19 protein-coding genes are annotated in these 25,914 nt (G+C 60.1%); 13 read left to right on the forward strand and 6 right to left on the reverse strand.

Annotated elements, in window-relative coordinates; translation table 11 throughout:
- Window positions 1-51 precede the first annotated feature (51 nt).
- From LOY68_RS20835 to LOY68_RS20845, 3 genes are all read right to left on the reverse strand, one after another.
- A complete protein-coding gene (locus LOY68_RS20835; RefSeq protein WP_265039510.1) occupies window positions 52-3,720 on the reverse strand; it encodes a translocation/assembly module TamB domain-containing protein in 3,669 nt (1,222 codons plus the stop codon).
- Window positions 3,717-5,444 (reverse strand): autotransporter assembly complex protein TamA, encoded by a 1,728-nt coding sequence (locus LOY68_RS20840; protein WP_163913727.1) that lies wholly within the window; start codon window positions 5,442-5,444, stop codon window positions 3,717-3,719. The genes LOY68_RS20835 and LOY68_RS20840 overlap by 4 nt, the downstream gene beginning before the upstream one ends.
- A 65-nt stretch (window positions 5,445-5,509) precedes the next feature.
- On the reverse strand, window positions 5,510-6,160 hold the full coding sequence (locus tag LOY68_RS20845) for a GNAT family N-acetyltransferase (protein ID WP_054053735.1): 651 nt from the start codon (window positions 6,158-6,160) through the stop codon (window positions 5,510-5,512).
- A gap of 293 nt (window positions 6,161-6,453) precedes the next feature.
- Between LOY68_RS20845 and xthA the strand changes: the two genes are divergently transcribed.
- A complete protein-coding gene (gene xthA, locus LOY68_RS20850; protein WP_054614103.1) occupies window positions 6,454-7,266 on the forward strand; it encodes an exodeoxyribonuclease III in 813 nt (270 codons plus the stop codon).
- Window positions 7,267-7,465: 199 nt separating this feature from the next.
- Window positions 7,466-8,806, forward strand: a complete 1,341-nt coding sequence (locus LOY68_RS20855; protein ID WP_265039513.1) for a phosphate ABC transporter substrate-binding/OmpA family protein — start codon at window positions 7,466-7,468, stop codon at window positions 8,804-8,806.
- Window positions 8,807-8,924: 118 nt separating this feature from the next.
- On the opposite strand, the gene LOY68_RS20860 is transcribed toward LOY68_RS20855, so the two are convergent.
- On the reverse strand, window positions 8,925-10,154 hold the full coding sequence (locus tag LOY68_RS20860) for an acyl-CoA dehydrogenase (RefSeq protein WP_265039515.1): 1,230 nt from the start codon (window positions 10,152-10,154) through the stop codon (window positions 8,925-8,927).
- 178 nt (window positions 10,155-10,332) lie between these two features.
- On the opposite strand from LOY68_RS20860, the gene LOY68_RS20865 reads away from it, so the two are divergent.
- From LOY68_RS20865 to LOY68_RS20885, 5 genes are all read left to right on the forward strand, one after another.
- Window positions 10,333-11,262: a LysR family transcriptional regulator gene (locus LOY68_RS20865; protein ID WP_163913720.1), complete on the forward strand. Its 930-nt coding sequence runs from the start codon at window positions 10,333-10,335 to the stop codon at window positions 11,260-11,262.
- 207 nt (window positions 11,263-11,469) lie between these two features.
- Window positions 11,470-11,871 carry a MerR family transcriptional regulator gene (locus tag LOY68_RS20870; RefSeq protein ID WP_054053745.1) on the forward strand — a complete coding sequence of 134 codons (402 nt, stop codon included), beginning with the start codon at window positions 11,470-11,472 and terminating at the stop codon, window positions 11,869-11,871.
- Between the two features lie 137 nt (window positions 11,872-12,008).
- The gene (locus LOY68_RS20875; RefSeq protein ID WP_163913718.1) at window positions 12,009-12,908 is read left to right on the forward strand and encodes a hydroxymethylglutaryl-CoA lyase; all 900 of its coding nucleotides are present in this window, start codon (window positions 12,009-12,011) and stop codon (window positions 12,906-12,908) included.
- Window positions 12,909-13,542: 634 nt separating this feature from the next.
- The gene (locus LOY68_RS20880) at window positions 13,543-14,445 is read left to right on the forward strand and encodes a LysR family transcriptional regulator (RefSeq protein WP_265039518.1); all 903 of its coding nucleotides are present in this window, start codon (window positions 13,543-13,545) and stop codon (window positions 14,443-14,445) included.
- A 121-nt stretch (window positions 14,446-14,566) separates the two neighbouring features.
- Window positions 14,567-15,319, forward strand: coding sequence for an SDR family NAD(P)-dependent oxidoreductase (locus LOY68_RS20885; protein ID WP_265039520.1), 753 nt, complete (start codon window positions 14,567-14,569; stop codon window positions 15,317-15,319).
- A gap of 136 nt (window positions 15,320-15,455) precedes the next feature.
- Here the strand turns inward: LOY68_RS20885 and LOY68_RS20890 are convergent, their stop codons facing one another.
- A complete protein-coding gene (locus tag LOY68_RS20890) occupies window positions 15,456-17,153 on the reverse strand; it encodes an AMP-binding protein (RefSeq protein ID WP_265039522.1) in 1,698 nt (565 codons plus the stop codon).
- Window positions 17,154-17,446: 293 nt separating this feature from the next.
- On the opposite strand from LOY68_RS20890, the gene LOY68_RS20895 reads away from it, so the two are divergent.
- From LOY68_RS20895 to LOY68_RS20910, 4 genes are all read left to right on the forward strand, one after another.
- Entirely contained in the window at window positions 17,447-18,610 is a 1,164-nt protein-coding gene (locus tag LOY68_RS20895) for an isovaleryl-CoA dehydrogenase (RefSeq protein ID WP_265039523.1), read from the forward strand.
- A gap of 12 nt (window positions 18,611-18,622) precedes the next feature.
- Window positions 18,623-20,230 carry a carboxyl transferase domain-containing protein gene (locus LOY68_RS20900; protein ID WP_265039524.1) on the forward strand — a complete coding sequence of 536 codons (1,608 nt, stop codon included), beginning with the start codon at window positions 18,623-18,625 and terminating at the stop codon, window positions 20,228-20,230.
- A 119-nt stretch (window positions 20,231-20,349) separates the two neighbouring features.
- The gene (locus LOY68_RS20905) at window positions 20,350-21,162 is read left to right on the forward strand and encodes a gamma-carboxygeranoyl-CoA hydratase (protein WP_054053760.1); all 813 of its coding nucleotides are present in this window, start codon (window positions 20,350-20,352) and stop codon (window positions 21,160-21,162) included.
- Window positions 21,162-23,111 (forward strand): acetyl/propionyl/methylcrotonyl-CoA carboxylase subunit alpha, encoded by a 1,950-nt coding sequence (locus LOY68_RS20910; RefSeq protein WP_265039526.1) that lies wholly within the window; start codon window positions 21,162-21,164, stop codon window positions 23,109-23,111. Before LOY68_RS20905 ends, LOY68_RS20910 begins: the two co-directional genes overlap by 1 nt.
- 39 nt (window positions 23,112-23,150) lie before the next feature.
- Here LOY68_RS20910 and LOY68_RS20915 read toward each other — a convergent pair whose 3' ends face one another.
- Window positions 23,151-23,801: a LexA family protein gene (locus LOY68_RS20915; RefSeq protein ID WP_054614094.1), complete on the reverse strand. Its 651-nt coding sequence runs from the start codon at window positions 23,799-23,801 to the stop codon at window positions 23,151-23,153.
- Window positions 23,802-23,930: 129 nt separating this feature from the next.
- Between LOY68_RS20915 and LOY68_RS20920 the strand changes: the two genes are divergently transcribed.
- Both LOY68_RS20920 and LOY68_RS20925 read left to right on the forward strand, forming a co-directional pair.
- The gene (locus LOY68_RS20920; protein WP_054053765.1) at window positions 23,931-24,272 is read left to right on the forward strand and encodes a DUF6124 family protein; all 342 of its coding nucleotides are present in this window, start codon (window positions 23,931-23,933) and stop codon (window positions 24,270-24,272) included.
- A gap of 482 nt (window positions 24,273-24,754) precedes the next feature.
- A complete protein-coding gene (locus LOY68_RS20925) occupies window positions 24,755-25,906 on the forward strand; it encodes a M14-type cytosolic carboxypeptidase (RefSeq protein ID WP_163913706.1) in 1,152 nt (383 codons plus the stop codon).
- Window positions 25,907-25,914 lie beyond the last annotated feature (8 nt).

Raw genomic sequence — 25,914 nt, forward strand, 5'->3', positions numbered from 1 at the left:
CGGCTTGATCACGAAATGCGCGACTGGGTCTTTCTGGAAGGCGCCGGGAGTTTAGAAATCCCGCTTGTAGAAGATGTCCAGCGAACTGGCCACGCCGCTGGCCACTTCCACGTAAACCTTTTTGCTCAGCTTGTAGCGCAACGCGATGGTGCTCGCCGGCTCAAACACGCCAACGCCATAACGCAAACTGAGTTTCTCGGAGATGTTGCCACTGGCCACCACGCTGGTCGCGTCACCGCTGCCTTGGGTGTCGAGCTGGAAATCTTGAATCCCCAGGTCTTTGGCCAAACCGCTGGTTACCCCGGAACTGCCCATCAAGCCCAACCCGAGCGCGGCCTGGGCGAGCATGTTGTTGTCTTCTCCGCTGGTGCTCAGCGGACGCCCGAGTACCAGATACGACAACGCCTGCTCCTGGCTCATCGCCGGTTCGGAGAAGATCTGCGTGGTCGGCTGCTCGGCGCTGCCGCTCAAGCGGATGCCGGCGATGATGTCGTCGGTCTGGCGAATCGCTTCGATGTCCAGATACGGCTGATCGAGCGGCCCGGCAAACAGCAGGCGCGCCCGTCGCACCGTCAGGCGTTGGCCGTAGGCGCGGTAGCGACCGTCGTTGAGCCAGAGTTCGCCACGGGTGTCCATGTTGTCGCCGATGTGCACATGACCTTGCAGGTTCGCGGTCAGGCCAAAGCCGGCGAAGCTCAGTTTGTCGTCGCCGACCACCACATCGATGTCCATTTTCATGGCAATCGGCGGTTTGCCCGCTTCGGTTTGCGCGCCGACGATGATCGTGTCATCGGAGACCTTGACCGTCGATGGCGGCAACTCGCGCACGGTGATCTCGCCCTTGGGCACCAGCACTTTGCCGGCGATGGCCAGTTCATCACCCTTCATCGAGATTTTCAGGTCAGGCGCCACTTCGAGCTTGGCGTAGGGCTCGACGGTGACCGGCAATTGCGTGCCTTTGAGCGCCAGATCCACCACCAGCGCCTGACCCCACGCGATGTTGCCGTTCAGACTGCCCTGCCCGTTCTTTCCGCTTTTCCAACCGCCGTTCAGTTGCACGGTTTCACCGGCGATCACCGCTTGCAGCTGCAGGGCTTGCAGCTCCATCGGCAATTCAGCTCCGGACACTTCGCCATCGCTGAGCACCAGGTTGCCGTTGACCAGCGGCGCCAGCAACCCGCCGGACAGCGTGCCGCTGCCATTCAGGCGACCATTGAGTTTCTCGACCATCGGCACAAACGGCCGCGCCACTGACAGGTCCAGACCGTTGAGACGGAACGAGCCGGTCAGCGGTTTGTTCTTCGCCAGCGGGTTGATCTGCGCCTGCACCATCAGCTCGCCGAGCTTTCCGCCGACGAAGTTGAGGTCGGTGTCGATGCGCTTGGGTGTGAGTTTGCTGGTGAGTTTCAGGGTCTGGTACGGGAAGTCCAGCCACTGATCCTTCTCTTTCATGCGCAAGGTGCCGCCGCTGGCATCAATGCTGACCTGACCGTTCGGGCCACTGGCCGGCAAGTCCAGTTGCAGATCGGCGTTGAGCTTGCCCTTCCAGGCGAAATCCTTCGGCAACCACTGGGCGAGGCTGTCGATCGGGAATTGCTTGAGGTGATAACGCAGCTTCGGTTCCGGCATCAGGCGCTGGTCTTCACCGCACAAACTGGCCTGGCCGGACATCCAGCAATGCGCACCGAAATTGATTTTGCCGTCCGCCAGCCGTTCAAGCTTGGCCGGGCCTTGCAGCTTCCAGTCCTGGCCGCCAGCCTGGATATCGCCGCTGGCCAGGCGGCCGCGCCAGTTGCCTTTATCCAGTGCGCCGTCGAGGCCGAGAGCGAGTTTCAGCTGTGGGCCTTGCAGGTCGAGGCTGAGTTTCTGGTTCTTGATATCGCCTTGGCCGCTGGCGGTCAGCGTCCCCAGCGAAGTGTCACCGGCCTGAATGCCGCTGCCCTTGAGGTCGATCTTGGCCCGTTGCGCACTGTCGAGCGTCGCATCGAGGTTCAGGCTTTGCAGGCGATTGTCTTCGAAGGCCAGTTGCGAGCCTTGCAGCCCGAGCTTGCCTTGAGGCGCCTTGAGCGTGCCGGCGACATCGATCCGGCCGTTGAGCTGACCGCGCAGTTGCGGCCAGAGCTGGGCCAGGCGCGGCAGCTTGATATCGATCTGCCCGGCAAGTTTCTGTTGCAGGCTGCCCTTGCCGTTGATGCTGTTATCGCCGAGACGAATCTGCAACGCATTAAGGTTCCATTGCTCCCCGGCGCCATCGGCCTTGGCCTGGATCACCGCCGGTTGGCCGCGCAGCTTGCCTTTCAAATCGAGGTCGGCGCTCAGGCTGAGCTTCTCGTTCTTCATCTCGCCTTTGCTGCGCAACGGTCCGGCCAAGGTGCCCGGCAGTTCCGCCATCCAGTACGCCGGGTTGATCGCCGACAGGTCCAGCGCGGTGTCCCAAGCGATGCCATCGGCAAATTGCAGGTTCAGGTGGCCTTCGGCCTTGCCCTGCCCGGCTTCGAGTTGGAATTGTTGCAGGTAGATTTTCGTCAGGTCGCCAGCGAACGGGCTGCTCAGGCTGAACGCCCCGGCCGGGCCATCCAGCGCGGCTTTGAAGTTGCCGAGGTATTTGCCGTCGGTGTAGGAAATCTCACCGTTGAAACTGCGCAACGCGACCTGCGGCTCGTCGATCAATGGATAGAGGCGATGCCAAGGGAAGTCCAGCCAGTTGATCTTCGCCTGGGCGCTAAGGCCTTTGCTCCAGTCGAGGTTGCCGGTGAGTTTCAGGCTTTGCTTGTCGTTGGCCGTCAGGTCGAGGCCGGCGATCTGCGCGCCCTTGGCGTCGACCTTGCCTTGCAGCAACAACGCGACCGGGCCTTTTTCGGCGGGCAGCGTGGCTTTGCCGAGCAGTTGGTAACCGTTCTTCAGGTCGCCGTCGCCGGTGAGTTCCAGTTGATTGAGTTGCAGAGTGTCCGGCAGATCCGCAGCGGGCTTGAAGCCGTCGGCGGTGATTCGCACCTTGGCTGGCAGGTTTTCCACCAGTGGTTGCAGTTCGCCGGTCAGTTGACCGTTAAGGTAGCCACTGCTGTCGGCTTTCAGGTTCAGGGTTTTCAGCAGGTCGCCGTCAACCTTCAGGGCCAGGGTCCAAGGCGCGGGCGTCGACAGGGTCAGCTTGCCTTCGGCAGTCAACGGCCAGTTGCCGCCGGGTTGCAGCAGGCCCGAAAGATTCAGGCTCAGGTCGTCGCGCTGCAATTGCACCGAATCAATCTGCAAACCTTTCGCGGTCCAGTGCGCCGCCAGTTGCAGGCCCTTGAGTTCTTCGCTGCCATTGAACAACAAGCTGCCGACCTTGACGTCGCCCAGCTCAATCGCCAGCGGCAACTTCAAGTCCGGAAGCGTGATCGGGCCGCTGCTTGCTTCTTCGGTGCCCGGAGGGAATTGCAAGCTAACCTGGTCGGCCTGAAGTTGATCGATGCACAGGGTCATGCGCGTCAGGCACAGCGGCGACCAGGCGAAAATCACCTTGTCCAGCTCAACCCGGCTGCTGTCCTGCTGCCACAACAGATGATCGGCGCTCCACTGCCCGCCCAAACGGCCCTGGAAATTATCCACGCTCAGACCCGGTACAAACCCGAGCGCCCAACGGCTGCCGGTCGCCGTGCCGAGTACCGTGGCCACGGCCAGGACGATCAACATCAGCAGCGCCAGAAGCGCCGCCAGTGAAATTTTCAAACCACGCTTCACAGCTCAGGCCCCATGGAAAAGTGCAGTCGAATGCCGCCGTCGTCGTCCATCGCGTGGGCAAGGTCGAGGCGGATCGGCCCCACCGGCGACACCCAGCGCACGCCGATACCGACACCGGTCTTGAGGTTCGGCAGTTCGAGTGTATTGAAGGAGTTGCCCTGGTCGATGAAGGTCGCGACCCGCCATTTCTCAGCGATGGAGTACTGATACTCGACGCTGCCGGCAATCATGTAGCGGCCACCGATGCGGTCGCCGTCGGAGTTTTCCGGGGACAGGCTCTGATAGTCGTAACCGCGCACGCTCTGATCGCCACCGGCAAAGAAACGCAAGGACGGCGGCACGGATTTGTAACCGTTGGTGGCGCTGCCGCCGACCTGCACCCGACCGAGGAAACGGTGTTTATCGAACACTGTGGTCAGGCCTTTGACCAGCGCGGTGCCGTATAGCAGGTTGGTGTCCGAACCGAGCCCTTCCTTGGCCACTTTGGTTTCGAAGGTCAGGCGATAGCCGTTGTGCGGATCGATGCGGTTATCGCTTTTCAGGTACGAATAGCTGACGCCGGGCATCAGCAAGGTGCTCAAGCCCGAGTCATCGCCGAGGGTGTATTCTTCGCGCTGCCATTTAAGTGACACCACCCGCTGCCAGCCGCTCGGCAACTTGCTGTGCCATTCCGGGCCGAGGGTCAGCAGTTTGCTCAGGGAATCGGTGTCGGCGATTTCTTCATATTGATAACCGGCGGCCCAGCGCAGCTTGTCGGTGAGCGGCGGGTCGAGGGGAATGTCGTAGAACACCCCGACGTTCTGCCGTGGCGCCGATACCTCGGCTTCCCATCCATAGCTGTCGCCCTGGGGGTTGACCCAGTGCCGGGTCCAGTTGGCCTTGACCCGTGGGCCGACGTCGGTGGAGTAACCCAAACCGAGGCCCATGGTGCGCGGCTTGCGGGTGTCGAGTTTGACCGCCACCGGGATCACATCGTCCTTGGACGCGGTCGGCGCCGCGTCTACGCGCACGCCTTCGAAATAGCCGCTGGATTGCAGGGCCTGATTGAGTTCGGCGATCAACTCGGAGTCATACGGCGCGCCGGCCTTGAACGGCACCATGCGTTGCAGCAGGTCTTCATCAAACGGCGTGTCGCCTTCGAACGTGACCTTGCCCAAGGCGTAGCGCGGGCCGCTGTTGTAGATCAATTCAACGTCAGCCACACCGGCGCGGGGGTCCACCAAGAGTTTCTGGCTGGCGAAGTAGCCGCTGAAAAAACCAAAGCGCGAGGCCTGGTTCTGGATCAGGCGCTTGGCGTCTTCGTAATGTCCATGATTGAGCACCGCGCCAGGCTTGAGCAGCTCCGGCGGCGGTTTGCGAAAAGATTTGAGGGAGGCGGCAGGCCCGTCGATGCGCACGGTGACGTTGCGCAAATGGATCGGTTCGCCGGGGTCGATCTTCAGCGTCAGGCGCGGCTTCTCGCCACCCTTCACTTCGCTGTCGATCTGCGGCTGGTAATACCCCAAGGCCTGGGCGGCCTTGCGCGCCTGTTCTTCGGCGCCGCGACTGAAGCGCAGCAAAGCCTCCTCGTCACGATCGCCGAGGCTGCCGATATAGCCCTCTATATTGGCTTTCAGTTCATCGTTGGACGGTTTGATCCGCACATCCAATTCACTTTGCGCCAGCGCCGCGCAGCTGGATAACAGCATGAGCACGCCACTGGTAAATCTTCCTGGAAACTTCATAGGCGCGGATGCTATCACGAGCTTGAGAGCGTGATAGAGCCTGGGGTGCCGTGAAAGTTCTACCTTTATGCCGTTGCTGTTTGTAACACCTGGGGATTGGCGTGGAAAAACACGTGCTCGCGGATCGGTCCTACTGCCACTTCGCCAATTTCCTCGTAGCCCTGACGCTTATAGAACTCCAAATAGCGAGGATTCCCGGTGTCGAGGATCACGCCTTCCGAGTGTTCATCCACTGCGCACCAGTTATGAACGGCTTGCAGCAGCTGTTCGCCGAAGTGTTTGCCCTGGAATTGCGGGTGAATCCCCAGCAATGGCAGCACGTGCACGGCGTCGGACGGCACGCAGGCAGCGACTGCATCGTGGTATTCGAGGTAGCGACGGGTGCAGCGGAATCCGGTGCTGAGCACCATGCGCAGGCGCCAGGCCCAACTTTCGGTGATGCCCAGGCGACGTTGCGGCGGTGCGATCAGGGCGATGCCGATCAAGCGGTCGTTGACCAGCAGGCCGATGGCCGGCAAATCCTGGAGAAAGTGTTGTTTAACCAATTCGCGCACTGTGGCTCGCACCCGCTGTTCATAACCGGGGCGTTCGGCTTCGAACAGGTAGCCGAAAGTCGGCTCGTGGCGATAAGCCTGGTACAGCAAGGAGCGGGCTTCGCGGGAGTAGCCGCTGTCGAGCATGTGGATATCGGCAATGGCGGTCGAGGTTTCAGGCATAACGGTAGATCTCCCCGGGGCACCGTTCAAATGACGGCGCTCTTCTGGTTACGAGCCTATAGCGCTGGCACAGTTCCGTTCTGATCCGAATCAGTGTTGCAGCTCAGGCCGTCTTCGCGAGCAGGCTCGCTCCCACACAGGTATAGACCATAACCCTGTGGCAGCGAGCCTGCTCGCGAAGGGGCCGGTCCGGGCGACAAAAGACCTACGACCAAACACGAATCCCCTCACCCCAACACTGGCCCCATTCCTACATGTCAGCTAGCATCGCCCTTTTGCCAGGACTGCCGACCATGAAGATCGTCTCCTTCAACATCAACGGGCTGCGCGCTCGCCCGCATCAGCTGGCGGCGCTGATTGAAAAGCATCAACCGGACGTCATCGGCCTGCAGGAAACCAAGGTCCACGACGACCAGTTCCCGCTGGCCGAGGTTCAAGCCCTGGGTTATCACGTGTATTTCCATGGCCAGAAAGGCCATTACGGCGTGGCCATTCTGTCGCGCCAGGAACCGCTGGCCCTGCACAAAGGCTTCGCCACCGATGAAGAAGACGCCCAGCGTCGTTTCATCTGGGGCACCTTCGCCGACGCCAATGGCGTGCCGGTGACGATCATGAACGGCTATTTCCCACAGGGCGAAAGCCGCGACCACCCGACCAAGTTCCCGGCCAAGCAACGTTTCTACAACGACTTGCAGCACCTGCTGGAAAGCCAGTTCAGCAATGAACAACCGGTGGTGGTGATGGGCGACGTGAACATTTCCCCGGAAGACTGCGACATCGGCATCGGCCCGGACAACATGAAGCGCTGGCTGAAAACCGGCAAGTGCAGCTTCCTGCCGGAAGAACGCGAGTGGATGGCGCGCCTGAAGAACTGGGGCCTGGTGGACAGTTTCCGTCACCTCAACCCGGACGTGGCCGACCGCTTCAGCTGGTTCGACTACCGCAGTCGCGGGTTTGAAGACGAGCCTAAACGCGGGCTGCGGATCGACGTGATCATGGCGTCCCATGGCTTGTTGCCACGGGTGAAGGATGCAGGGGTGGATTACGATTTGCGCGCGATGGAAAAACCGTCGGACCATGCGCCGATCTGGCTTGAATTGAGCTGATATTCACCGGTTCCTGTAGGAGCGAGGCTTGCCCGCGAAGAACGATAACGCGGTGTGTCAGGCCCGACGCCATCGCGAGCAAGCTTTGCTCCTACAGGGATGTGGAGCAACCTTGCTCCCACAATGACTAGCTGTCATCTTTCGGAAACCTTACTGACTTATTCTCCCGGCACTTCCTTTGGCTTATTAAGGTGCCGGCATGACGCTGCGCGTATTGTTCCTGTTAATGGTGTGTCTCAATCTGCCGTTAACGGCCACCGCCAGTGACCTGCCAACTCCCGAACACGGCCCGGCGCTGCGTATTCAGGGCTCCAACACCATCGGTGCGGACCTGGGGCCGGCGCTGGTCATCGGCTTGATGCAGGAGCAAGGCCTGCTCAAGGTGCACAGCGAAACCCCGGACAAGGCCAATGAACAACGCATCGTCGGGCAGACCGCCCAAGGTCGGCGGGTCGTGGTCGAAGTCGCGGCCCACGGTTCCAGCACCGGTTTCACTGCCCTGAAAAATGCCACCGCTGACCTTGCCGCCTCGTCGCGCCCGATCAAGGACAGCGAACTGGCGGATCTCAAATCCCTCGGCGATCTGAAAAGCCCGAATGCCGAACAAGTCATCGCCATCGATGGCCTGGCAATCATCCTGCACCCGCAAAATCCGCTGAATCAGCTCAACACCGAACAATTGGCGCGGATCTTCAGTGGCGAGGTCAGCACGTGGGAAGAACTCGGCGGTATCGGTGGGACGATTCATCTGTATGCGCGGGATGACCAGTCGGGAACCTACGACACCTTCAAGGAATTGGTCCTCAGTCGGCGTGGGAAGTCTCTGAGCAGCGCGGCGAAACGTTTCGAGTCCAGCGAGCAATTATCCGACGCGGTCAGCCTCGATCCGCAGGGCATCGGTTTTATCGGCCTGCCCTATGTGCGTCAGGCCAAAGCCGTGGCGATTGTCGACGGGCAGTCCCAGGCGATGTTGCCGCTCAACAGTTTGATTGCCACCGAAGACTATCCATTGTCCCGGCGGCTGTTCTTTTACCTGCCACCCAGTGGGAAAAATCCCTGGGCCGAGGCATTGGTGGCGTTCGCGCAAAGCAGCAAAGGCCAGGCGATTGTCGCGGCGAATGGCTTTATCGCCCAAACGGTGCAGGCCATGGCGGTCACACCGAATGCGCTGATGCCCGAGGGTTATCAGGCCCTGAGCCGGCACGCCCAGCGCTTGACGGTGAATTTTCGCTTCGAAGAAGGCAGCGCGAGCCTGGACAACAAGGCTCGGCAGGACCTGTCCCGGGTGCTCGACTATATAAAGCAGCACGACAAAACCAACCGTGAGGTGACGCTGGTGGGATTTGGCGATGCCAAGAGCGATCCTGCGCGGGCCGATTTGCTGTCGAAACTGCGGGCGATGGCGGTGCGGCGGGAACTGGTGAAAAGCGGCGTGGTATTTCGCGAGATTCGCGGCTTTGGCGCCGAGATGCCGGTGGCGGCGAACAGCGCGGATGAGGGGCGGATCAAGAATCGGCGGGTTGAGGTTTGGGTTTATTGAATCTGATGTTGATGTGTTGAATGGGCGGACGCCTTCGCGGGCAAGCCTCGCTCCTACACGTTCAGCATAATCCTGTAGGAGCGAGGCTTGCCCGCGAAGAACGATAACGCGGTATTGATTAGTGCCCGCTACGCATCAGCTCTTTCGGCACATATTTGCCGATCTCGAATTTGCCGATCGCCGCGCGGTGCACTTCGTCCGGGCCGTCGGCCAGGCGCAGGGTGCGTTGCATGGCGTACATGTAGGCCAGCGGGAAATCGTTGGACACCCCTGCCCCGCCATGAATCTGGATCGCACGATCAATCACCCGCAAGGCGACGTTCGGCGCGACAACCTTGATCTGCGCGATTTCGCTCTTGGCGATCTTGTTGCCCACGGTGTCCATCATGTAGGCGGCTTTCAACGTCAGCAGCCGCGCCATGTCGATTTCCATCCGCGAGTCGGCGATCTTGTCGATGTTGCCGCCCAGTCGCGCCAACGGCTTACCGAACGCAGTACGGCTCACCGCGCGTTTGCACATCAGTTCCAGCGCACGCTCGGCCATGCCAATCGAACGCATGCAGTGGTGAATCCGGCCAGGGCCAAGCCGACCCTGGGCGATTTCGAAGCCGCGTCCTTCGCCCAACAGGACGTTTTCGTACGGCACCCGGACATTTTCGAACAGCACTTCGGCGTGGCCGTGGGGTGCGTCGTCGTAACCGAACACCGGCAACGGCCGCACAATCTTCACGCCCGGCGTGTCCACCGGCACCAGGATCATCGAATGCTGGGCGTGGCGCGGCGCGTCTGGGTCGCTCAGGCCCATGAAGATCAGGATCTTGCAGCGTGGATCGCAAGCGCCTGAGGTCCACCATTTCTTGCCGTTGATCACCCACTCGTTGCCGTCACGCACAGCGCGGGCGGCCATGTTGGTGGCGTCGGACGAGGCTACGTCCGGCTCGGTCATGGCGAACGCCGAACGAATCTCGCCGCGCAGCAGCGGTTCGAGGTAACGCTGCTTCTGTTCTTCGTTGGCGTAACGCACCAGCACTTCCATGTTGCCAGTGTCTGGCGCGGAGCAGTTGAACGGCTCCGGACCGAGCAGCGAGCGGCCCATGATTTCCGCCAACGGCGCGTATTCGAGGTTGGTCAGGCCGGCGCCGAGCTCGGACTCAGGCAGGAACAAATTCCACAGGCCTTCGGCCTTGGCCTTGAGTTTGAGCTCTTCCATGATCGCCGTCGGCTGCCAGCGATCGCCTTCGGCGACCTGACGCTCGAACACGGCTTCAGCGGGATAAACGTTGGTGTCCATGAACGCGGTCACGCGCTCACGCAGTTCCTGAACCTTGGGCGAATAAGCGAAATCCATGAGCATTTACCTTCTTGGGCAGAGGTTGTTTAGGTCATGCAATCGATGCTAGAACAGCTACGAAAATTTACCTAGCCTATTCTCGGCGTGTATTAACATTCATCACCGATATATGATCGGGTGATCGCAAAGGCCTCCGGCCACAACAAAAAGCCCCAAACAATAAGAGTGCCGCGCAATGAATCTGAGCAAGGTCGACCTCAACCTTTTCATCGTCTTCGACGCGATCTACACCGAAGCCAACCTGACCCGTGCCGGGCAGATTGTCGGCATTACCCAGCCTGCGGTCTCGAACGCCCTGGCCCGCCTGCGCGAGACCTTCAACGACCCGTTGTTCGTGCGCACCGCCCAAGGCATGGTGCCCACGCCCATGGCCCAGAACATCATCGGCCCGGTGCGCAACGCCCTCTCGCTGTTGCGGGTGTCGGTGCAGGAAAGCCGCATCTTCAACCCGTTGCAGGCGGTCAAGACCTACCGCATCAGCATGACCGACCTCACCGAAGCGGTGATCCTGCCGCCGCTGTTCCAGCGCCTGCGCCGGCTCGCACCGACCGTGATCATCGAAAGCTTCCTGTCCAAGCGCCGCGAGACCACCAAGGAACTGGCGGCCGGTCGCCTTGACTTCGCGGTGGACGCGCCGCTCAACACCGACCCGCAAGTGCGGCACGTCAAGTTGATGGAAGACCGCTATGTGTGCGCCATGCGCAAGGGCCATCCGCTGGCGGGCAAAGAGAAATTCACCCTCGATGATTACCTGTCACTGACCCACATCCACATTTCCAGCCGCCGCAGTGGTTTGGGGCATGTTGACCTGGCACTGGGGAAAATGGGGATCCAGCGCAAGATCGCCCTGCGCTCCCAGCATTATTTGATGGCGTCCCAAGTGTTGCAGCAGACCGACATGGTCATGACCGTGCCGGAGCGTTTTGCCCGTCGGCATGACCTGCACGCGTTTAACCTGCCGGTGAATGATGTGCCGCCGGTGGAGACTCACTTGTACTGGCACGAAAGCACCGACCAGGACCCGGCCAACCGGTGGATGCGCGAGCAGATGATCGAGTTGTGCCAGCAAGTGACGGCGCATGAGAAGAAGCTCGATAAGGTGTAGGGCTTTGGACCGCGTTATCGTTCTTCGCGAGCAAGCCCGCTCCCACATGAGATCTTCAGTGAACACAATATTTGTGGATTACAGAGATACCCTGTGGGAGCGGGCTTGCTCGCGAAGAGGCCAGCCGCAACACCACAAACCCATACCCCTTGACGTAAACGTCAACCTGCCATTAGCTTAGCGCCATGACCTTCTTCGAGCGCGCCCATGAGCAGCCAGACCTACAGCATCTCCGACCTCGCCCGCGAGCTCGACATCACCACCCGGGCCATTCGCTTTTATGAAGAGCAAGGCTTGCTCAGCCCCGAGCGCCGTGGTCAGGAACGCATCTATTCGCCCCGCGACAAGGTCAGCCTGAAGCTGATCCTGCGCGGCAAGCGCATCGGTTTTTCCCTGGCCGAGTGCCGCGAGCTGATCGAACTCTACGACCCCACCGGCGGCAATCAGAAGCAACTGCAAACCATGCTGACCAAGATCGCCGAGCGTCGCGAGCAACTTGAGCAACAGATGCTCGACATCGAACAGATGAAGCTGGAACTGGATACGGCGCAGGAGCGTTGTACCCAGGCGCTGGAGCAGACGATCAAGAGTCAGGAAGCCATTCAATAACCCACGACGATCCTCTGTGGGAGCGGGCTTGCTCGCGAAAGCGGTTTCACATTCAACATTGATGTTGGCTGATAGACCGCCTTCGCGAGCAAGCCCGCTCCCACAGGGTTCTCGGAACATTCAGAAGGTCCATCACCATGTCCCTCCCCACCCACGTACGCCTGATCGAAGTCGGCCCCCGCGACGGTCTGCAAAACGAAGCCCAGCCCATCAGCGTCGCGGACAAGGTGCGGCTGGTCGATGCCTTGAGCGCCGCCGGCCTGGGCTATATAGAAGTCGGCAGTTTCGTTTCGCCCAAGTGGGTGCCGCAAATGGCCGGTTCCGCCGAGGTCTTCGCGCAGATCCAGCGCAAGCCCGGCGTAACCTACGGTGCACTGGCGCCCAACCTGCGCGGGTTTGAAGACGCCATCGCGGCCGGGGTCAAGGAAGTCGCGGTGTTCGCCGCCGCGTCCGAAGCGTTCTCCCAGCGCAACATCAACTGCTCGATCAGCGAAAGCCTGGCGCGGTTCGTGCCGATCATGGACGCGGCCAAACAACACGGCGTGAGCGTGCGCGGTTACGTGTCGTGTGTGCTGGGCTGCCCTTACGAAGGTCACGTCGCGCCGGAGCAAGTCGCCCTGGTCGCTCGCGAGCTCTACGCCATGGGCTGCTACGAAGTCTCGCTGGGTGACACCATCGGCACCGGCACTGCGGGCGCGACCCGGAAAATGTTCGAAGTGGTTTCGGCAGACGTGCCGCGCGAAAAACTCGCCGGGCATTTCCACGACACCTACGGCCAGGCCATGGCCAACATCTACGCCAGCCTGCTCGAAGGCATCGCGGTGTTCGACAGCTCTATCGCCGGCCTCGGCGGTTGCCCGTATGCCAAAGGCGCCAGCGGTAACGTCGCCACCGAAGACGTGGTGTACCTGCTCAACGGCCTCGGAATCGAGACCGGTATCGACCTCGACGCCTTGATTCTCGCGGGCCAACAGATTTGCAGCGTGCTGGGTCGCCCAACCGGTTCGCGCGTGGCCAAGGCTCGCAGCGCGCAGTAACGGCGTGGATGTGTCCGGGTGTTACCGTTGCGTAAGAAACGTGGGGGACAAGCGAGTAACACGGAAACAAATTGTCGGGTTTTACCTGAGCGAAAAACCTTACAAAAAATCAACTCGTTGATTTATAAGGGATTTTAAAACTTGGCACGGCTTCTGCTATCTCTATTGCATAACAAGAACAAAAAAAGCGGCAAACCTAATAAAAATAAGACGTAACGACTCTGACATAACAAAAACAACACGGCAGAGACGCAGCTAACAGATTTTTTTGGAGAAGGTGTGCTTTTCAGGGTGCTTTTCGGAGTAACCCGCAACCGGGCAGAGAACAATAAAACTACCCTCAGGTAGCTCCCGAACTGGTTGGATCGCTAGGCGAAAAAGTAGATCAGCGCTCAAAAAAATACGTTTGCTCTTGATCCCGGATGGGGATCGACAAAAACAGCGGTAAAGGGCCACGGTTGCCAAAAACAACAACAGACCGCCCCTCAATAATAAAAAAAGAGCACGCGCAACGACAAATTAAAGGGGAGCTTCGGCTCCCCTTTGTGCTTTCTGGCGTTTACCCCTCTCCTACATTCCTGCTGCCCTCGGTTTGCCGTTATTCTCTGGGCTTTTACCGGGAATCCCCACGCTTATGGACATGTTCCAGGCCATGCAGATTTACACCCAGGTGGTCGACACCGGCAGTTTCAAGAATGCCGCCGACGCCTTGCAACTGCACCGCCCAGCCATTACCAAAGCCATCCAGCAACTCGAAAAGACCCTCGAAGTCCGCCTGCTCAACCGCACCACGCGCAAAATCAGCATGACCGCCGAAGGCGAGCGCTTCTATGAACAGTGCTCGAAAATCCTCGGCGACGTCGCCTCGACCCTGGCCACGTTTTCCCATGACGCCGAAAGTCCGAAAGGCAAACTGCGCCTGGACTTGCCGGTGACCTTGGCCAAAGAAGTGATCATCCCGGCGCTGCCGGACTTTCGTGCGCGTTACCCGGACATCGAATTGGTGATCGGTTGCGGTGATCAGGCTGTGGACATGATCAACGAAGGCATTGACTGCGTGGTGCGCCTGGGCGAGCTGTCGGATTCCAGCAGCATTGCGCGGCGCATCGGTGCCGTGCCGATGCTGACCTGCGCGTCGCCGGCCTATCTGGCCCGCGAAGGTACACCCACCGGGCTTTCGGACCTGAACCGGCATCTGGCGGTGAATTACTTTTCCGGGCCCACGCGAAAAATCATGGACTGGCAGTTTTTCATCGACGGCGAAACGGTGCCCATCCGTTTGAAAAGCGGGATTCAGGTCAACGATTCCGAAGCCTTTCTCGCCTGCGGACTGGCGGGACTGGGCCTGCTGCACGGGTTGCAGTTGTCGTTGCAGCCGTTTCTCGACAGCGGCGAGTTGGTGGCGGTGCTGCCGCAATTGCAGGCGTTGCCGAAACCGATTTCGGTGCTGTACCCCAACAAGCGTTATCTGGCGCCCAAGGTCCGGGTATTCATCGATTGGCTGAGTGAACTGCTCCAGCAAAAGGGCCTGGCCTGAAGCATTGTTATTTTTCTGATAACAATGAAAACCCGGGATCGCTATTTTTCTTTCCAATCCCGCCGCCTATCGTTCGCTCCACCGGTGCACTTTGCACCACTACCTTTCGAACGGAGGCAACATGGACCTGAAACTCAACGGCAAAACCGCCCTGGTCACCGGCGCCAGCATGGGGCTGGGTCGCGCCATCTGCAAAACCCTCGCCGCTGAAGGCGTCCAGGTCATGGGCGTGGCCCGCAGCGCTGACTTGCTGCAAAGCCTGGTCGAAGAAATCCGCGAAGCGGGCGATCTCGTGCCACTCACGCTGATCCAGGACTTCGTCGCCCCGGACGCGCCTCAGCGCATTGCCGCCGCTGCGCTGGAGCGCCTGCAACATGTCGACATTCTGATCAACTGTGCCGGCGGCAGTCGCCCGATGGCAATTGATGCGCCGGAAAGTGAATGGATTGAGGGAATGACCCTGAATTTCGACCGTCATCGGCAACTGACCCAGCAATTGCTCGCGCAGTTCATCGAGCGCAAAAGCGGCACGATCATCAACATCAGCGGCAACCTGGAACCGGAAGTGGTGAACGCCGCGATCGTCGCCAAGGCCGGATTGGTGGCGTGGTCCAAAGGGCTTTCCGAGCAATTGGGCCAGTACGGCGTCACCGTCAATTGCGTACAGCCAGGCCTGATCGACACCGCGCAAATTCGTCGCCTCTATCCCGGCGACGCCCGACGCGACTTCGCCGAACGCAATATCGCCCTCGGCGATTTCGGTGAGCCGATTGACGTGGCCAACGCAGTGACCTTCCTCGCCTCGCCGCTGGCGCACTACATCACCGGGACCATCGTGACCGTGGATGGCGGTATGCGCGGATATTCGTTCTGATTGGATTCAAGGATATTTCCACCCATATTCCTTTGTGGGAGCGGGCTTGCTCGCGAAGGCGTCGGGTCAGTTGATATTACTTTGACTGACACACCGCTTTCGCGAGCAAGCCCGCTCCCACAGGGGAGGATTGGGGTTAGCTTTGGTTTTCGCGGAGCTCCTCGATGCTGATTTCACGCATGCGGAATTTCTGGATCTTGCCGGTCACGGTCATCGGAAACTCTTCCACGAACTTGAAGTAACGCGGTGTCTTGAAATGCGCGATGCGCGACTTGCACCAGGTTTTCAGCTCTTCTTCGGTTGCGCTATGACCGGGGTGAAACTTGATCCAGGCGACGATCTCTTCGCCGTAGCGCGAGCAGGGAATGCCGATCACTTGCACATCCGCCACCGCCGGGTGTGTGAAAAAGAACTCTTCCAGCTCTCGCGGGTAAACATTCTCACCGCCACGGATGATCATGTCCTTGTTCCGTCCGGCGATGCACACGTAACCCTCGTCGTTCATGCTCGCCAGGTCACCGGTGTGCATCCATCCCGCCTGATCAATCGCTTCGGCGGTGCCTTGCGGGTTGTTCCAGTAGCCGAGCATCACGCTGTAACCACGGGTGCAGAGCTCGCCAATCGTGCCGCGTGGCACCAAGTTGCCCGCCTCGTCGATGATTTTGCTTTCCAGTTGCGGCTGGGTGCGGCCAACGGTGGTGACGCGCAATTCCAGTTCGTCTGACGGACCGGTCTGTAAAGACACCGGACTTGTTTCCGTCATGCCGTAGGCAATCTGCACTTCGTTCATGTGCATTTCGTTGATGACCCGGCGCATCACCTCAATCGGGCACGTCGCGCCGGCCATGATCCCGGTGCGCAGGCTCGACAGATCGAAGTCCGCGCGTTGCGGTTGATCAAGCATGGCGATGAACATGGTCGGTACACCGTAGAGCGCCGTGGCTTTTTCTTCGGCGACGGTGGTCAGGGTCAGCAACGGATCGAAGGCATCGTTGGGGTAAATCATCGTGCTGCCGTGGGTGATGCAGCCGAGGTTGCCCATGACCATGCCGAAGCAGTGATACAGCGGCACCGGGATCACCAGCCGATCATCGGCGCTCAGGCCCAGGCTTTCGCCGACCATGTAACCGTTGTTGAGAATGTTGTAGTGACTGAGGGTAGCGCCCTTCGGAAAACCGGTGGTGCCGGAGGTGTACTGGATATTTACCGGTTGGTCGAAATGCAGGCTTTGCTGGCGTTCATTCAACTGTTCGACGGAGACGCTGGCGGCGAGATCGGCCAGTTGCGACCACGGCAGGAAACCCGAGGGCGGCTGCGCGTCGAGGCTGATCACTCCGCGCAAATCCGGCAGGCGTTCGCTGTGCAATTGACCGATGGATTGCTCGGCCAATTCCGGTACCAGGCCTTGCAACATCGCGTGATAGTCGGAGGTCTTGAACGCCCCGGCGCAGACCAGCCATTGGCAGCCGGATTGCTTCAACACGTATTCGAGTTCGGAGCTGCGGTAAGCCGGGTTGATGTTGACCAGGATCACGCCGATTTTTGCGCTGGCGAACTGGCTGATGCACCACTGCGCGCAGTTCGGCGCCCAGATGCCGAGGCGATCGCCGGTCTGTAAACCCAGCGCCAGCAGCGCCCGGGCGTGCAGATCAACGGTGTCGGCGAGTTGCTGCCAGGTGTAGCGCAGCTGTTGATGACGCACGACCAGCGCTTCGCCGTCCGGGTACAGCGCGACCGTGTGATCGAACTGCTCGCCGATGGTCATCGCCAGCAAGGCTTTGTCCTGGGAACCGCGGGTGTAGCTGCGCTGCGGGTTTGCACTGGGTTGATCCATGACGACCCCTATTGTCTTTATTTATGGGCTGCTGACGTTCACCTGTGGGAGCGAGCCTGCTCGCGAAGAGGCCGGTACATTCAACAGAGATGTCGACTGATCCGACGCTTTCGCGAGCAAGCCCGCTCCCACAGGGTTGGTCCGCTTTCTATCTTGAACTGGCTCTACTCTCGCTCAAGTTGACGTTAACGTAAAGGGTGATTGACAGCCATTCGTCACAGGCTTACGTTAACGTAAAGGTGAGAACCCGATCACGGCCCTCCCTACCCTACAAAAAAGCCAAAAGGTGACCCATGAGCTATCCATCCCTGAACTTTGCCCTCGGTGAAACCATCGACATGCTGCGCGATCAGGTTCAGTCCTTCGTCGCCAAAGAGATCGCCCCGCGCGCGGCCCAGATCGACATCGACAACCTGTTCCCCGCCGACCTGTGGCGCAAATTCGGTGACATGGGCCTGCTCGGCGTCACCGTGCCGGAAGAGTACGGCGGCGCTGGCCTGGGTTACCTGGCGCACGTGGTGATCATGGAAGAAATCAGCCGTGGCTCGGCCTCGGTGGCGTTGTCCTACGGCGCGCATTCCAACCTGTGCGTGAACCAGATCAACCGCAACGCTAATCACGAACAGAAAACCAAATACCTGCCCAAACTGATCAGCGGCGAGCACATCGGCGCCCTGGCGATGAGCGAGCCGAACGCCGGCTCCGACGTGGTTTCGATGAAATTGCGCGCCGACAAACGCGGCGACAAGTACGTGCTCAACGGCAGCAAAACCTGGATCACCAACGGCCCCGACGCCAACACCTACGTGATCTACGCCAAGACCGACCTGGAAAAAGGCCCGCATGGCATCACCGCATTTATCGTCGAGCGCGATTCCAAAGGCTTCAGCCGCAGCAACAAATTCGACAAGCTCGGCATGCGCGGTTCCAACACCTGTGAGCTGTTCTTCGATGACGTCGAAGTGCCGGAAGAAAACATCCTCGGCGTACTCAATGGCGGCGTGAAAGTGCTGATGAGCGGCCTCGACTACGAGCGCGTCGTGCTCTCGGGTGGCCCGACCGGGATCATGCAGTCGTGCATGGACCTGATCGTTCCGTACATCCACGACCGCAAGCAATTCGGCCAGAGCATCGGCGAATTCCAGCTGATCCAGGGCAAAGTCGCCGACATGTACACCCAACTCAACGCCAGCCGCGCCTACCTCTACGCGGTGGCCCAGGCTTGCGAGCGCGGCGAAACCACGCGCAAGGACGCGGCGGGCGTGATCCTCTACAGCGCCGAACGCGCCACGCAAATGGCCCTCGACGCGATCCAGATTCTCGGTGGTAACGGCTACATCAATGAATTCCCGGCCGGACGCCTACTGCGGGACGCCAAGTTGTACGAAATCGGCGCCGGCACCAGTGAGATTCGTCGCATGCTGATCGGTCGCGAACTGTTCAACGAAACCCGCTAAACGGAGCTGTCCATGGCTATCCTGCATACCCAGCTCAACCCCCGTTCGGCGGAGTTCGCTGCCAACAGCGCGGCGATGCTCGAACAGGTCGACGCCCTGCACACCCTGCTTGCCCAAGTGCAGCAAGGTGGCGGCCCGAAGGCGCAAGAGCGCCACACATCGCGGGGCAAACTGTTGCCCCGTGAGCGGATCAATCGCCTGCTCGATCCGGGCTCGCCGTTCCTCGAAATCAGCCAACTCGCGGCTTACGCGGTGTATGGCGAAGACGTTCCGGCGGCCGGCGTGATTGCCGGGATCGGCCGGGTCGAAGGCGTCGAGTGCATGATCGTCGCCAACGACGCTACGGTTAAAGGTGGCTCGTACTACCCGCTGACCGTGAAAAAACACCTGCGCGCCCAGACCATCGCCCAACAAAACCGCTTGCCGTGCATCTATCTGGTGGACTCCGGCGGCGCCAACCTGCCGCGTCAGGATGAAGTGTTTCCGGACCGCGAGCACTTCGGGCGGATCTTCTTCAACCAGGCCAACATGAGTGCCATGGGCATTCCGCAGATTGCCGTGGTGATGGGCTCGTGCACCGCTGGCGGCGCTTATGTGCCGGCGATGGCCGACGAAGCGATCATGGTGCGCAACCAGGCGACGATTTTCCTCGCCGGCCCGCCGCTGGTGAAAGCCGCGACCGGTGAAGTGGTCAGCGCCGAGGATCTGGGCGGGGCCGATGTGCACTGCAAGATTTCCGGGGTCGCCGACCATTACGCCGAGAGCGATGAACACGCCCTCGCCCTCGCCCGACGCAGCGTCGCCAACCTAAATTGGCGCAAACTCGGCGAACTGCAACAACGCACGCCGATTGCGCCGCTGTACAGCAGCGACGAGTTGTACGGTGTGGTTTCGGCCGACGCCAAGCAGCCGTTCGATGTGCGCGAAGTGATCTCGCGGCTGGTCGACGGGTCGGTGTTCGACGAATTTAAAGCGCTGTTCGGGACCACCCTGGTGTGCGGCTTTGCCCACTTGCACGGTTACCCAATCGCGATCCTTGCCAACAACGGCATCCTGTTCGCCGAAGCCGCGCAGAAAGGCGCGCACTTTATCGAACTGGCCTGCCAGCGCGGCATTCCGTTGCTGTTCCTGCAGAACATCACCGGTTTCATGGTCGGCCAGAAATACGAGGCCGGCGGCATCGCCAAGCACGGCGCCAAACTGGTGACCGCCGTGGCGTGCGCCAAGGTGCCGAAATTCACCGTGATCATCGGCGGCAGCTTCGGCGCCGGTAACTACGGCATGTGCGGCCGGGCTTACGATCCGCGTTTCCTGTGGATGTGGCCGAATGCGCGTATCGGCGTGATGGGCGCCGAACAGGCGGCCGGCGTACTGGTGCAGGTCAAGCGCGAGCAGGCCGAACGCAGTGGCCAGGCTTTCAGCACCGAGCAGGAAGCCGAGATCAAGCAGCCGATTCTCGATCAGTACGAAGAGCAGGGTCACCCCTACTACTCCAGCGCACGACTGTGGGACGACGGCGTCATCGACCCGGCGCAGACCCGCGATGTACTGGCCCTGGCCTTGTCCGCGTCGCTGAACGCGCCAATCGAACCGAGCCGCTTCGGCGTGTTCCGGATGTGATTTGTAGGAGCGAGGCTTGCCCGCGAAGGCGTCGGTACATCCAATATAGATGTGACTGAAAAACCGCTTTCGCGGGCAAGCCTCGCTCCTACAAGCAAGAGTTGTGGAGACGAACCAATATGAGCGACTTCAACACCCTCGAACTGCTGACCGACCCACGGGGTTTCGCGACCCTGTGGCTCAGCCGTGAAGAAAAGAACAACGCGTTCAACGCCGAGATGATCCGTGAACTGATCCTCGCCCTGGACAAAGTCTCGGGCGACGCCAGCCTGCGGTTCCTGCTGGTGCGCGGACGCGGCAAGCATTTCAGTGCCGGCGCCGACTTGGCCTGGATGCAGCAATCGGCCGAACTCGACTACCACACCAACCTCGACGACGCCCGGGAACTGGCGGAGTTGATGTACAACCTCGCCAAGCTGAAAATCCCGACCCTGGCCGTGGTGCAAGGCGCGGCGTTTGGCGGCGCACTGGGCCTGATCAGCTGCTGCGACATGGCGATTGGCGCCGATGATGCGCAGTTCTGTCTGTCGGAAGTGCGTATCGGCCTGGCGCCTGCGGTGATCAGCCCGTTCGTGGTGCAAGCCATCGGCGAACGCGCAGCGCGACGTTATGCCCTGACCGCTGAACGTTTCGGCGGGCAGCGCGCGCGGGAAATCGGTTTACTGTCGGAGAGTTATCCAGTCGCGGAGCTGGAGCAGAAAGTCGAGCAGTGGATCGACAATCTGCTGCTCAACAGTCCCGCAGCAATGCGCGTCAGCAAGGACTTGCTGCGTGAAGTCGGCCACGGCGGACTGACCCCGGCCCTGCGCCGCTACACCGAAAACGCCATCGCGCGCATTCGTGTCAGCCCTGAAGGCCAGGAAGGCCTGCGCGCCTTTCTGCAAAAACGTCCGCCGAACTGGCAAGCCGAAACCACCAAGGAGCCGCGTTGATGAGCGCACCTGTTCTCACCACCCTGCTGGTGGCCAACCGTGGCGAAATTGCTTGCCGCGTGATGCGCACCGCCAAAGCCCTGGGCCTGACCACCGTCGCCGTGCACAGCGCCACCGACCGTGAAGCCCGGCACAGCCGCGAAGCGGATATCCGCGTGGACCTTGGCGGCAGTAAAGCTGCCGACAGCTACCTGCAAATCGACAAACTGATCGCCGCAGCCAAGGCCAGCGGCGCCCAGGCGATTCATCCGGGTTATGGCTTTTTGTCCGAGAACGCCGGGTTCGCCCGTGCGATTGAAGAAGCCGGCCTGATTTTCCTCGGCCCGCCCGCCTCCGCCATTGATGCGATGGGCAGCAAATCTGCCGCCAAAGCCTTGATGGAAACCGCCGGCGTGCCGTTGGTGCCGGGCTATCACGGCGAGGCTCAGGACTTCGACACCTTCCGCGATGCCTGCGAACGCATCGGTTATCCGGTGCTGCTCAAGGCCACGGCCGGTGGCGGCGGTAAAGGCATGAAAGTGGTCGAGGACGTCAGCCAGTTGGCCGAAGCCCTGGCCTCGGCCCAGCGTGAAGCAAAATCGTCGTTCGGCGATTCGCGGATGTTGGTGGAGAAGTACCTGCTCAAGCCACGTCACGTGGAAATCCAGGTGTTTGCCGATCAACACGGCAACTGCCTGTATCTGAATGAACGGGATTGCTCGATTCAGCGCCGGCACCAGAAAGTCGTCGAAGAAGCGCCGGCCCCGGGCCTGAGCGCGGAACTGCGCCGGGCCATGGGCGAAGCGGCCGTGCGTTCGGCCCAGGCCATCGGTTACGTCGGCGCGGGTACGGTGGAGTTTCTGCTGGATTCGCGCGGTGAGTTCTTCTTTATGGAGATGAACACCCGCCTGCAAGTCGAGCACCCCGTCACTGAAGCCATCACCGGCCTCGATCTGGTGGCCTGGCAGATTCGCGTGGCGCGCGGTGAAGCTTTGCCGATGACCCAGGCTGAAGTGCCGCTGATTGGGCACGCGATTGAAGTGCGTTTGTACGCCGAAGATCCGGGCAATGATTTCTTGCCGGCCACCGGGCGCCTGGCGTTGTATCGCGAATCCGCCCCGGGTCCGGGTCGTCGTGTGGACAGTGGCGTCGAAGAAGGCGATGAGATCTCGCCGTTCTATGACCCGATGCTCGGCAAGCTGATTGCCTGGGGCGAGGACCGTGAACAGGCGCGCCTGCGATTGTTGAGCATGCTGGATGAGTTCGCCATCGGTGGGCTCAAGACCAACATCAACTTCCTGCGCCGGATCGTCGGCCATCCCGCCTTCGCGGCGGCGGAACTGGATACCGGATTTATTCCCCGCTATCAGGAGCAACTGCTGCCAGCGCCTGCCGACCTCAGCGATGGGTTCTGGCAAGCGGCGGCTCAAGGGTTTGCACAGAGTCAGCCGTCAGCGTTGCGTGCCGATGACACGAGTTCGCCGTGGGCGATCAACAGTGGTTTCCGCGCGGGTCTGCCGAAAGAAATCACCCTGCATCTGAGTTGCGAGGGCCAGGATCGTGCGTTGACTCTGGGCGATTTGAGTACCGCACAACTCAAGGGTGAGCAATTGCTGACCGAGCACGACGGCGTGCGCCGTAAGCATCGGGCCATTCGCCGTGGTGACTGTCTTTACTTGCAATGGGAAGGTGAGCTGCACCGGGTCGAAACCTACGATCCGATCGCTGCGGTCGAATCCAGCCACAGCCATCAGGGCGGCCTGACCGCGCCGATGAATGGCAGCATTGTTCGCGTGTTGGTGGAGGCCGGGCAAACGGTCGAAGCCGGCGCGCAACTGGTGGTGCTGGAGGCGATGAAAATGGAGCACAGTATTCGTGCACCCCATGCCGGAGTGATCAAGGCGTTGTATTGCCAGGAAGGCGAGATGGTCAGTGAAGGCAGTGCGTTGGTCGAGTTGGAAGAAGCATGAAATGAAGATCGGTCCTACGCATTGCGAGGACCGATCTGATTAGAATTTGGCTGTTGCCTGAACCACCACACCGATAATTCGGCATTCCTCGGTGAAAAGGGCTTTCGGATACGTCGGATTGAGCGGGACCAGGTAACGCTGCCCGCCCTCTTCGATCAGCCTGCGAAACGTCGCCTCGGAACTGTCCGGCCACTGGGCGATCACCAGTTTCCCCGGCTCCGGCACAATCGCCGGGTCCACCAGGATCATCATGCCCTCGGGGATGCTGATGCCGGTTGGCGCGGTCATCGCGTCGCCCACCACACTCAGCCAGAAGGCCGGGCCCTGAGAGTGGTAGTCGGTCAGCTCGAAGCGTTCCTCCTTGCGATACACCGTCAGCTCGCCATCGCGCAGTTGCGCCGGCTCCTTCCAGTCACTGACCGGGTAGCGGAAGTACGGGTTGTACTTGAGCGCCAGGGGTATCTCTTCCTCTTCAAGGGCGAGCCGTTCGCGGATCACCAGCGCCACTTCGAGGAAGTCCATGCCCAACGCCTTCAACACACGGTTCATGTTGACGACGCCAGGATCGCGGCGTTTGTTCAGCCAGTGGCCGACGCCGCCCTGGGACATCCCGAGGCGCTCTCCGAGTTCTATTTGAGTGATTTTGAGTTCACTCATTTTGGCCTTGACCAATTCAATCCATTTATCCATGTGCGGCACGATACGTGGGCGCCTCCGGCCAACAAAACACAAATTGTAGTATTAAAACTCTGGTCACAAATACTGTACGTACTAGGATGGAATCACGGATCTGAATCTATCACGGAGTTTGCAATCATCATGACCATCCCCAGCCACGACACGGCCGACACCCAGTTCGACACCACCTTCACTTCGCCAAAAGGCACCGCTGCCGCGCAACGGGCGCTGGATTATTACTTGAAACCAGCTGTTTCAGAGGTGGAAGTCCAGGCACGCTTTTTCGACGTCAACCGTAACATCAGCAGTGAAGAAGCGTTGGTTCATGCGTCCGATCTGTTGCGCTGCGCCGCCGCCACCGCACAGGAATCGGCCGACAACCTGCAAGGCGCAAACCGGGCGCTGGCGTTTTCGGTGGTGCACATGATCGATATGGCGCAGGCGATGGTCGACCGATCCCTGGATGGCGATCAGCACGACTGAGGCGGATGAGTATTGCAGGAGGAAAGGAAAGAATTTTCCAATCGAGCAGATAAAATCATTTGACTTGCAAACGAGAATGATTATTATTGCATGCAGCTGGTCGCGAGATCAGTCGATGGACCAGAGGACCTTAGGTCGGTCTCCTGGACTATCTCCTCATCAGGCTAATCACGGTTTTTGACCCGGCTTTTTGCCGGGTCTTTTTTTTGCCAGTTATTCTGGCTTTGGCTTCAGGCTAATGAAGACTGTAGGTGCTGCTAATTCGATGGCCGGCATGATATCAAAAGAATATCCGTTGGCAAGAGAAGCCCGGCAGCATTGGGCCAAACTAATCCAAAATAGCACTTGAGAATCAATCACACAGTCTCTAAGCTGCTTCGGCGTCAAGGAGGACGCCCCCCGCTACATCTGCAATTTTCCCCCGATTCATCCCCACCTTGCGTGTAAAGTAGCAGCCATAAAATCATAATCAGGAATCGACTATGACCGTGGCTAAATCCTCTTTCGACATCACTGCCAACTTCGACAGCGGCAACATTGAAGTACTGGACATCAGCAACCCTCTGCAAGCGCTTTTGGCAATCAAGCCAGACACGCGCAGCCAGCATTTCCAGTGGTTCCACTTCAAGGCCAGCGGTCTGCATGTCGGTCAAGAGCATTGGTTTCGCCTGAACAACGCCAGTAAATCCTCGTACAACAAAGCCTGGGATGGCTATCAGGCGGTGGCGTCCTACGACCACGTCAACTGGTTCCGCGTACCGACCATTTTCGAAGGCGACTGCCTGCGCTTCAGCCTCGAAGCCACGGCCACCCACGCCTGGTTTGCCTACTTCGAACCCTACAGCCGCGGTCGCCATGACTGGCTGATCGAACAGGCGCTGAGCAAGGCCGGCACTGAACTGCTGGCCACCGGCAAAAGCGCCGAAGGCCGGGATATTCAGTTGCTGCGCAAAGGTAGCGGCGCCGAAGGTCAGCGCAAGATCTGGATCATCGCGCAACAGCATCCGGGCGAGCACATGGCCGAGTGGTTCATGGAAGGCGTGATCGAACGCCTGGAAAAACATGACGATCCCGTACTGAAAAAACTCCTGGCCAGCGCCGACCTGTACCTGATCCCCAACATGAACCCGGACGGCGCCTTCCACGGCCATCTGCGTACCAACGCCATGGGCCAGGACCTGAACCGCGCCTGGCAGAGCGCCAACCAGGAGATCAGCCCGGAAGTTCTGTTCGCTCAGCAGCAGATGGAAAAGTACGGCGTCGATCTGTTCCTCGACGTCCACGGCGACGAAGAAATCCCTTACGTGTTCACCGCCGGTTGTGAAGGCAACCCCGGTTATACGCCGCGGATCGAGAAGCTCGAAACCCACTTCCGCGATCACCTCAAGCACCTGACCAAAGACTTCCAGACCAAGCACGGCTACACCCGTGACTTGCCGGGTAAAGCCAACATGACCCTGGCCTGCAACAGCGTCGGTCAGAAGTTCGACTGCCTGTCGCTGACCCTGGAGATGCCGTTCAAAGACAACAACGATGCGCCGAATGCGCTGACGGGTTGGTCGGGCAAACGCTCCAAGCAGTTGGGGAAAGATGTGCTGACGACTGTTGCCGAGATGATTGATACGTTGCGTTGATTACCCTC

This window comes from Pseudomonas sp. B21-053 (genome assembly GCF_026016365.1).
Taxonomy (GTDB): domain Bacteria; phylum Pseudomonadota; class Gammaproteobacteria; order Pseudomonadales; family Pseudomonadaceae; genus Aquipseudomonas; species Aquipseudomonas nunensis.

Excerpts from the sequence above, each read along its gene's own strand:
- LOY68_RS20840 (WP_163913727.1), bottom strand. The coding sequence starts at position 5,444 with ATGAAGTTTCCAGGAAGATTTACCAGTGGCGTGCTCATGCTGTTATCC.
- LOY68_RS20845 (WP_054053735.1), bottom strand. The coding sequence starts at position 6,160 with ATGCCTGAAACCTCGACCGCCATTGCCGATATCCACATGCTCGACAGC.
- xthA (WP_054614103.1), top strand. The coding sequence starts at position 6,454 with ATGAAGATCGTCTCCTTCAACATCAACGGGCTGCGCGCTCGCCCGCAT.
- LOY68_RS20855 (WP_265039513.1), top strand. The coding sequence starts at position 7,466 with ATGACGCTGCGCGTATTGTTCCTGTTAATGGTGTGTCTCAATCTGCCG.
- LOY68_RS20860 (WP_265039515.1), bottom strand. The coding sequence starts at position 10,154 with ATGGATTTCGCTTATTCGCCCAAGGTTCAGGAACTGCGTGAGCGCGTG.
- LOY68_RS20865 (WP_163913720.1), top strand. The coding sequence starts at position 10,333 with ATGAATCTGAGCAAGGTCGACCTCAACCTTTTCATCGTCTTCGACGCG.
- LOY68_RS20870 (WP_054053745.1), top strand. The coding sequence starts at position 11,470 with ATGAGCAGCCAGACCTACAGCATCTCCGACCTCGCCCGCGAGCTCGAC.
- LOY68_RS20875 (WP_163913718.1), top strand. The coding sequence starts at position 12,009 with ATGTCCCTCCCCACCCACGTACGCCTGATCGAAGTCGGCCCCCGCGAC.
- LOY68_RS20880 (WP_265039518.1), top strand. The coding sequence starts at position 13,543 with ATGGACATGTTCCAGGCCATGCAGATTTACACCCAGGTGGTCGACACC.
- LOY68_RS20885 (WP_265039520.1), top strand. The coding sequence starts at position 14,567 with ATGGACCTGAAACTCAACGGCAAAACCGCCCTGGTCACCGGCGCCAGC.
- LOY68_RS20890 (WP_265039522.1), bottom strand. The coding sequence starts at position 17,153 with ATGGATCAACCCAGTGCAAACCCGCAGCGCAGCTACACCCGCGGTTCC.
- LOY68_RS20895 (WP_265039523.1), top strand. The coding sequence starts at position 17,447 with ATGAGCTATCCATCCCTGAACTTTGCCCTCGGTGAAACCATCGACATG.
- LOY68_RS20900 (WP_265039524.1), top strand. The coding sequence starts at position 18,623 with ATGGCTATCCTGCATACCCAGCTCAACCCCCGTTCGGCGGAGTTCGCT.
- LOY68_RS20905 (WP_054053760.1), top strand. The coding sequence starts at position 20,350 with ATGAGCGACTTCAACACCCTCGAACTGCTGACCGACCCACGGGGTTTC.
- LOY68_RS20910 (WP_265039526.1), top strand. The coding sequence starts at position 21,162 with ATGAGCGCACCTGTTCTCACCACCCTGCTGGTGGCCAACCGTGGCGAA.
- LOY68_RS20915 (WP_054614094.1), bottom strand. The coding sequence starts at position 23,801 with ATGGATAAATGGATTGAATTGGTCAAGGCCAAAATGAGTGAACTCAAA.
- LOY68_RS20920 (WP_054053765.1), top strand. The coding sequence starts at position 23,931 with ATGACCATCCCCAGCCACGACACGGCCGACACCCAGTTCGACACCACC.
- LOY68_RS20925 (WP_163913706.1), top strand. The coding sequence starts at position 24,755 with ATGACCGTGGCTAAATCCTCTTTCGACATCACTGCCAACTTCGACAGC.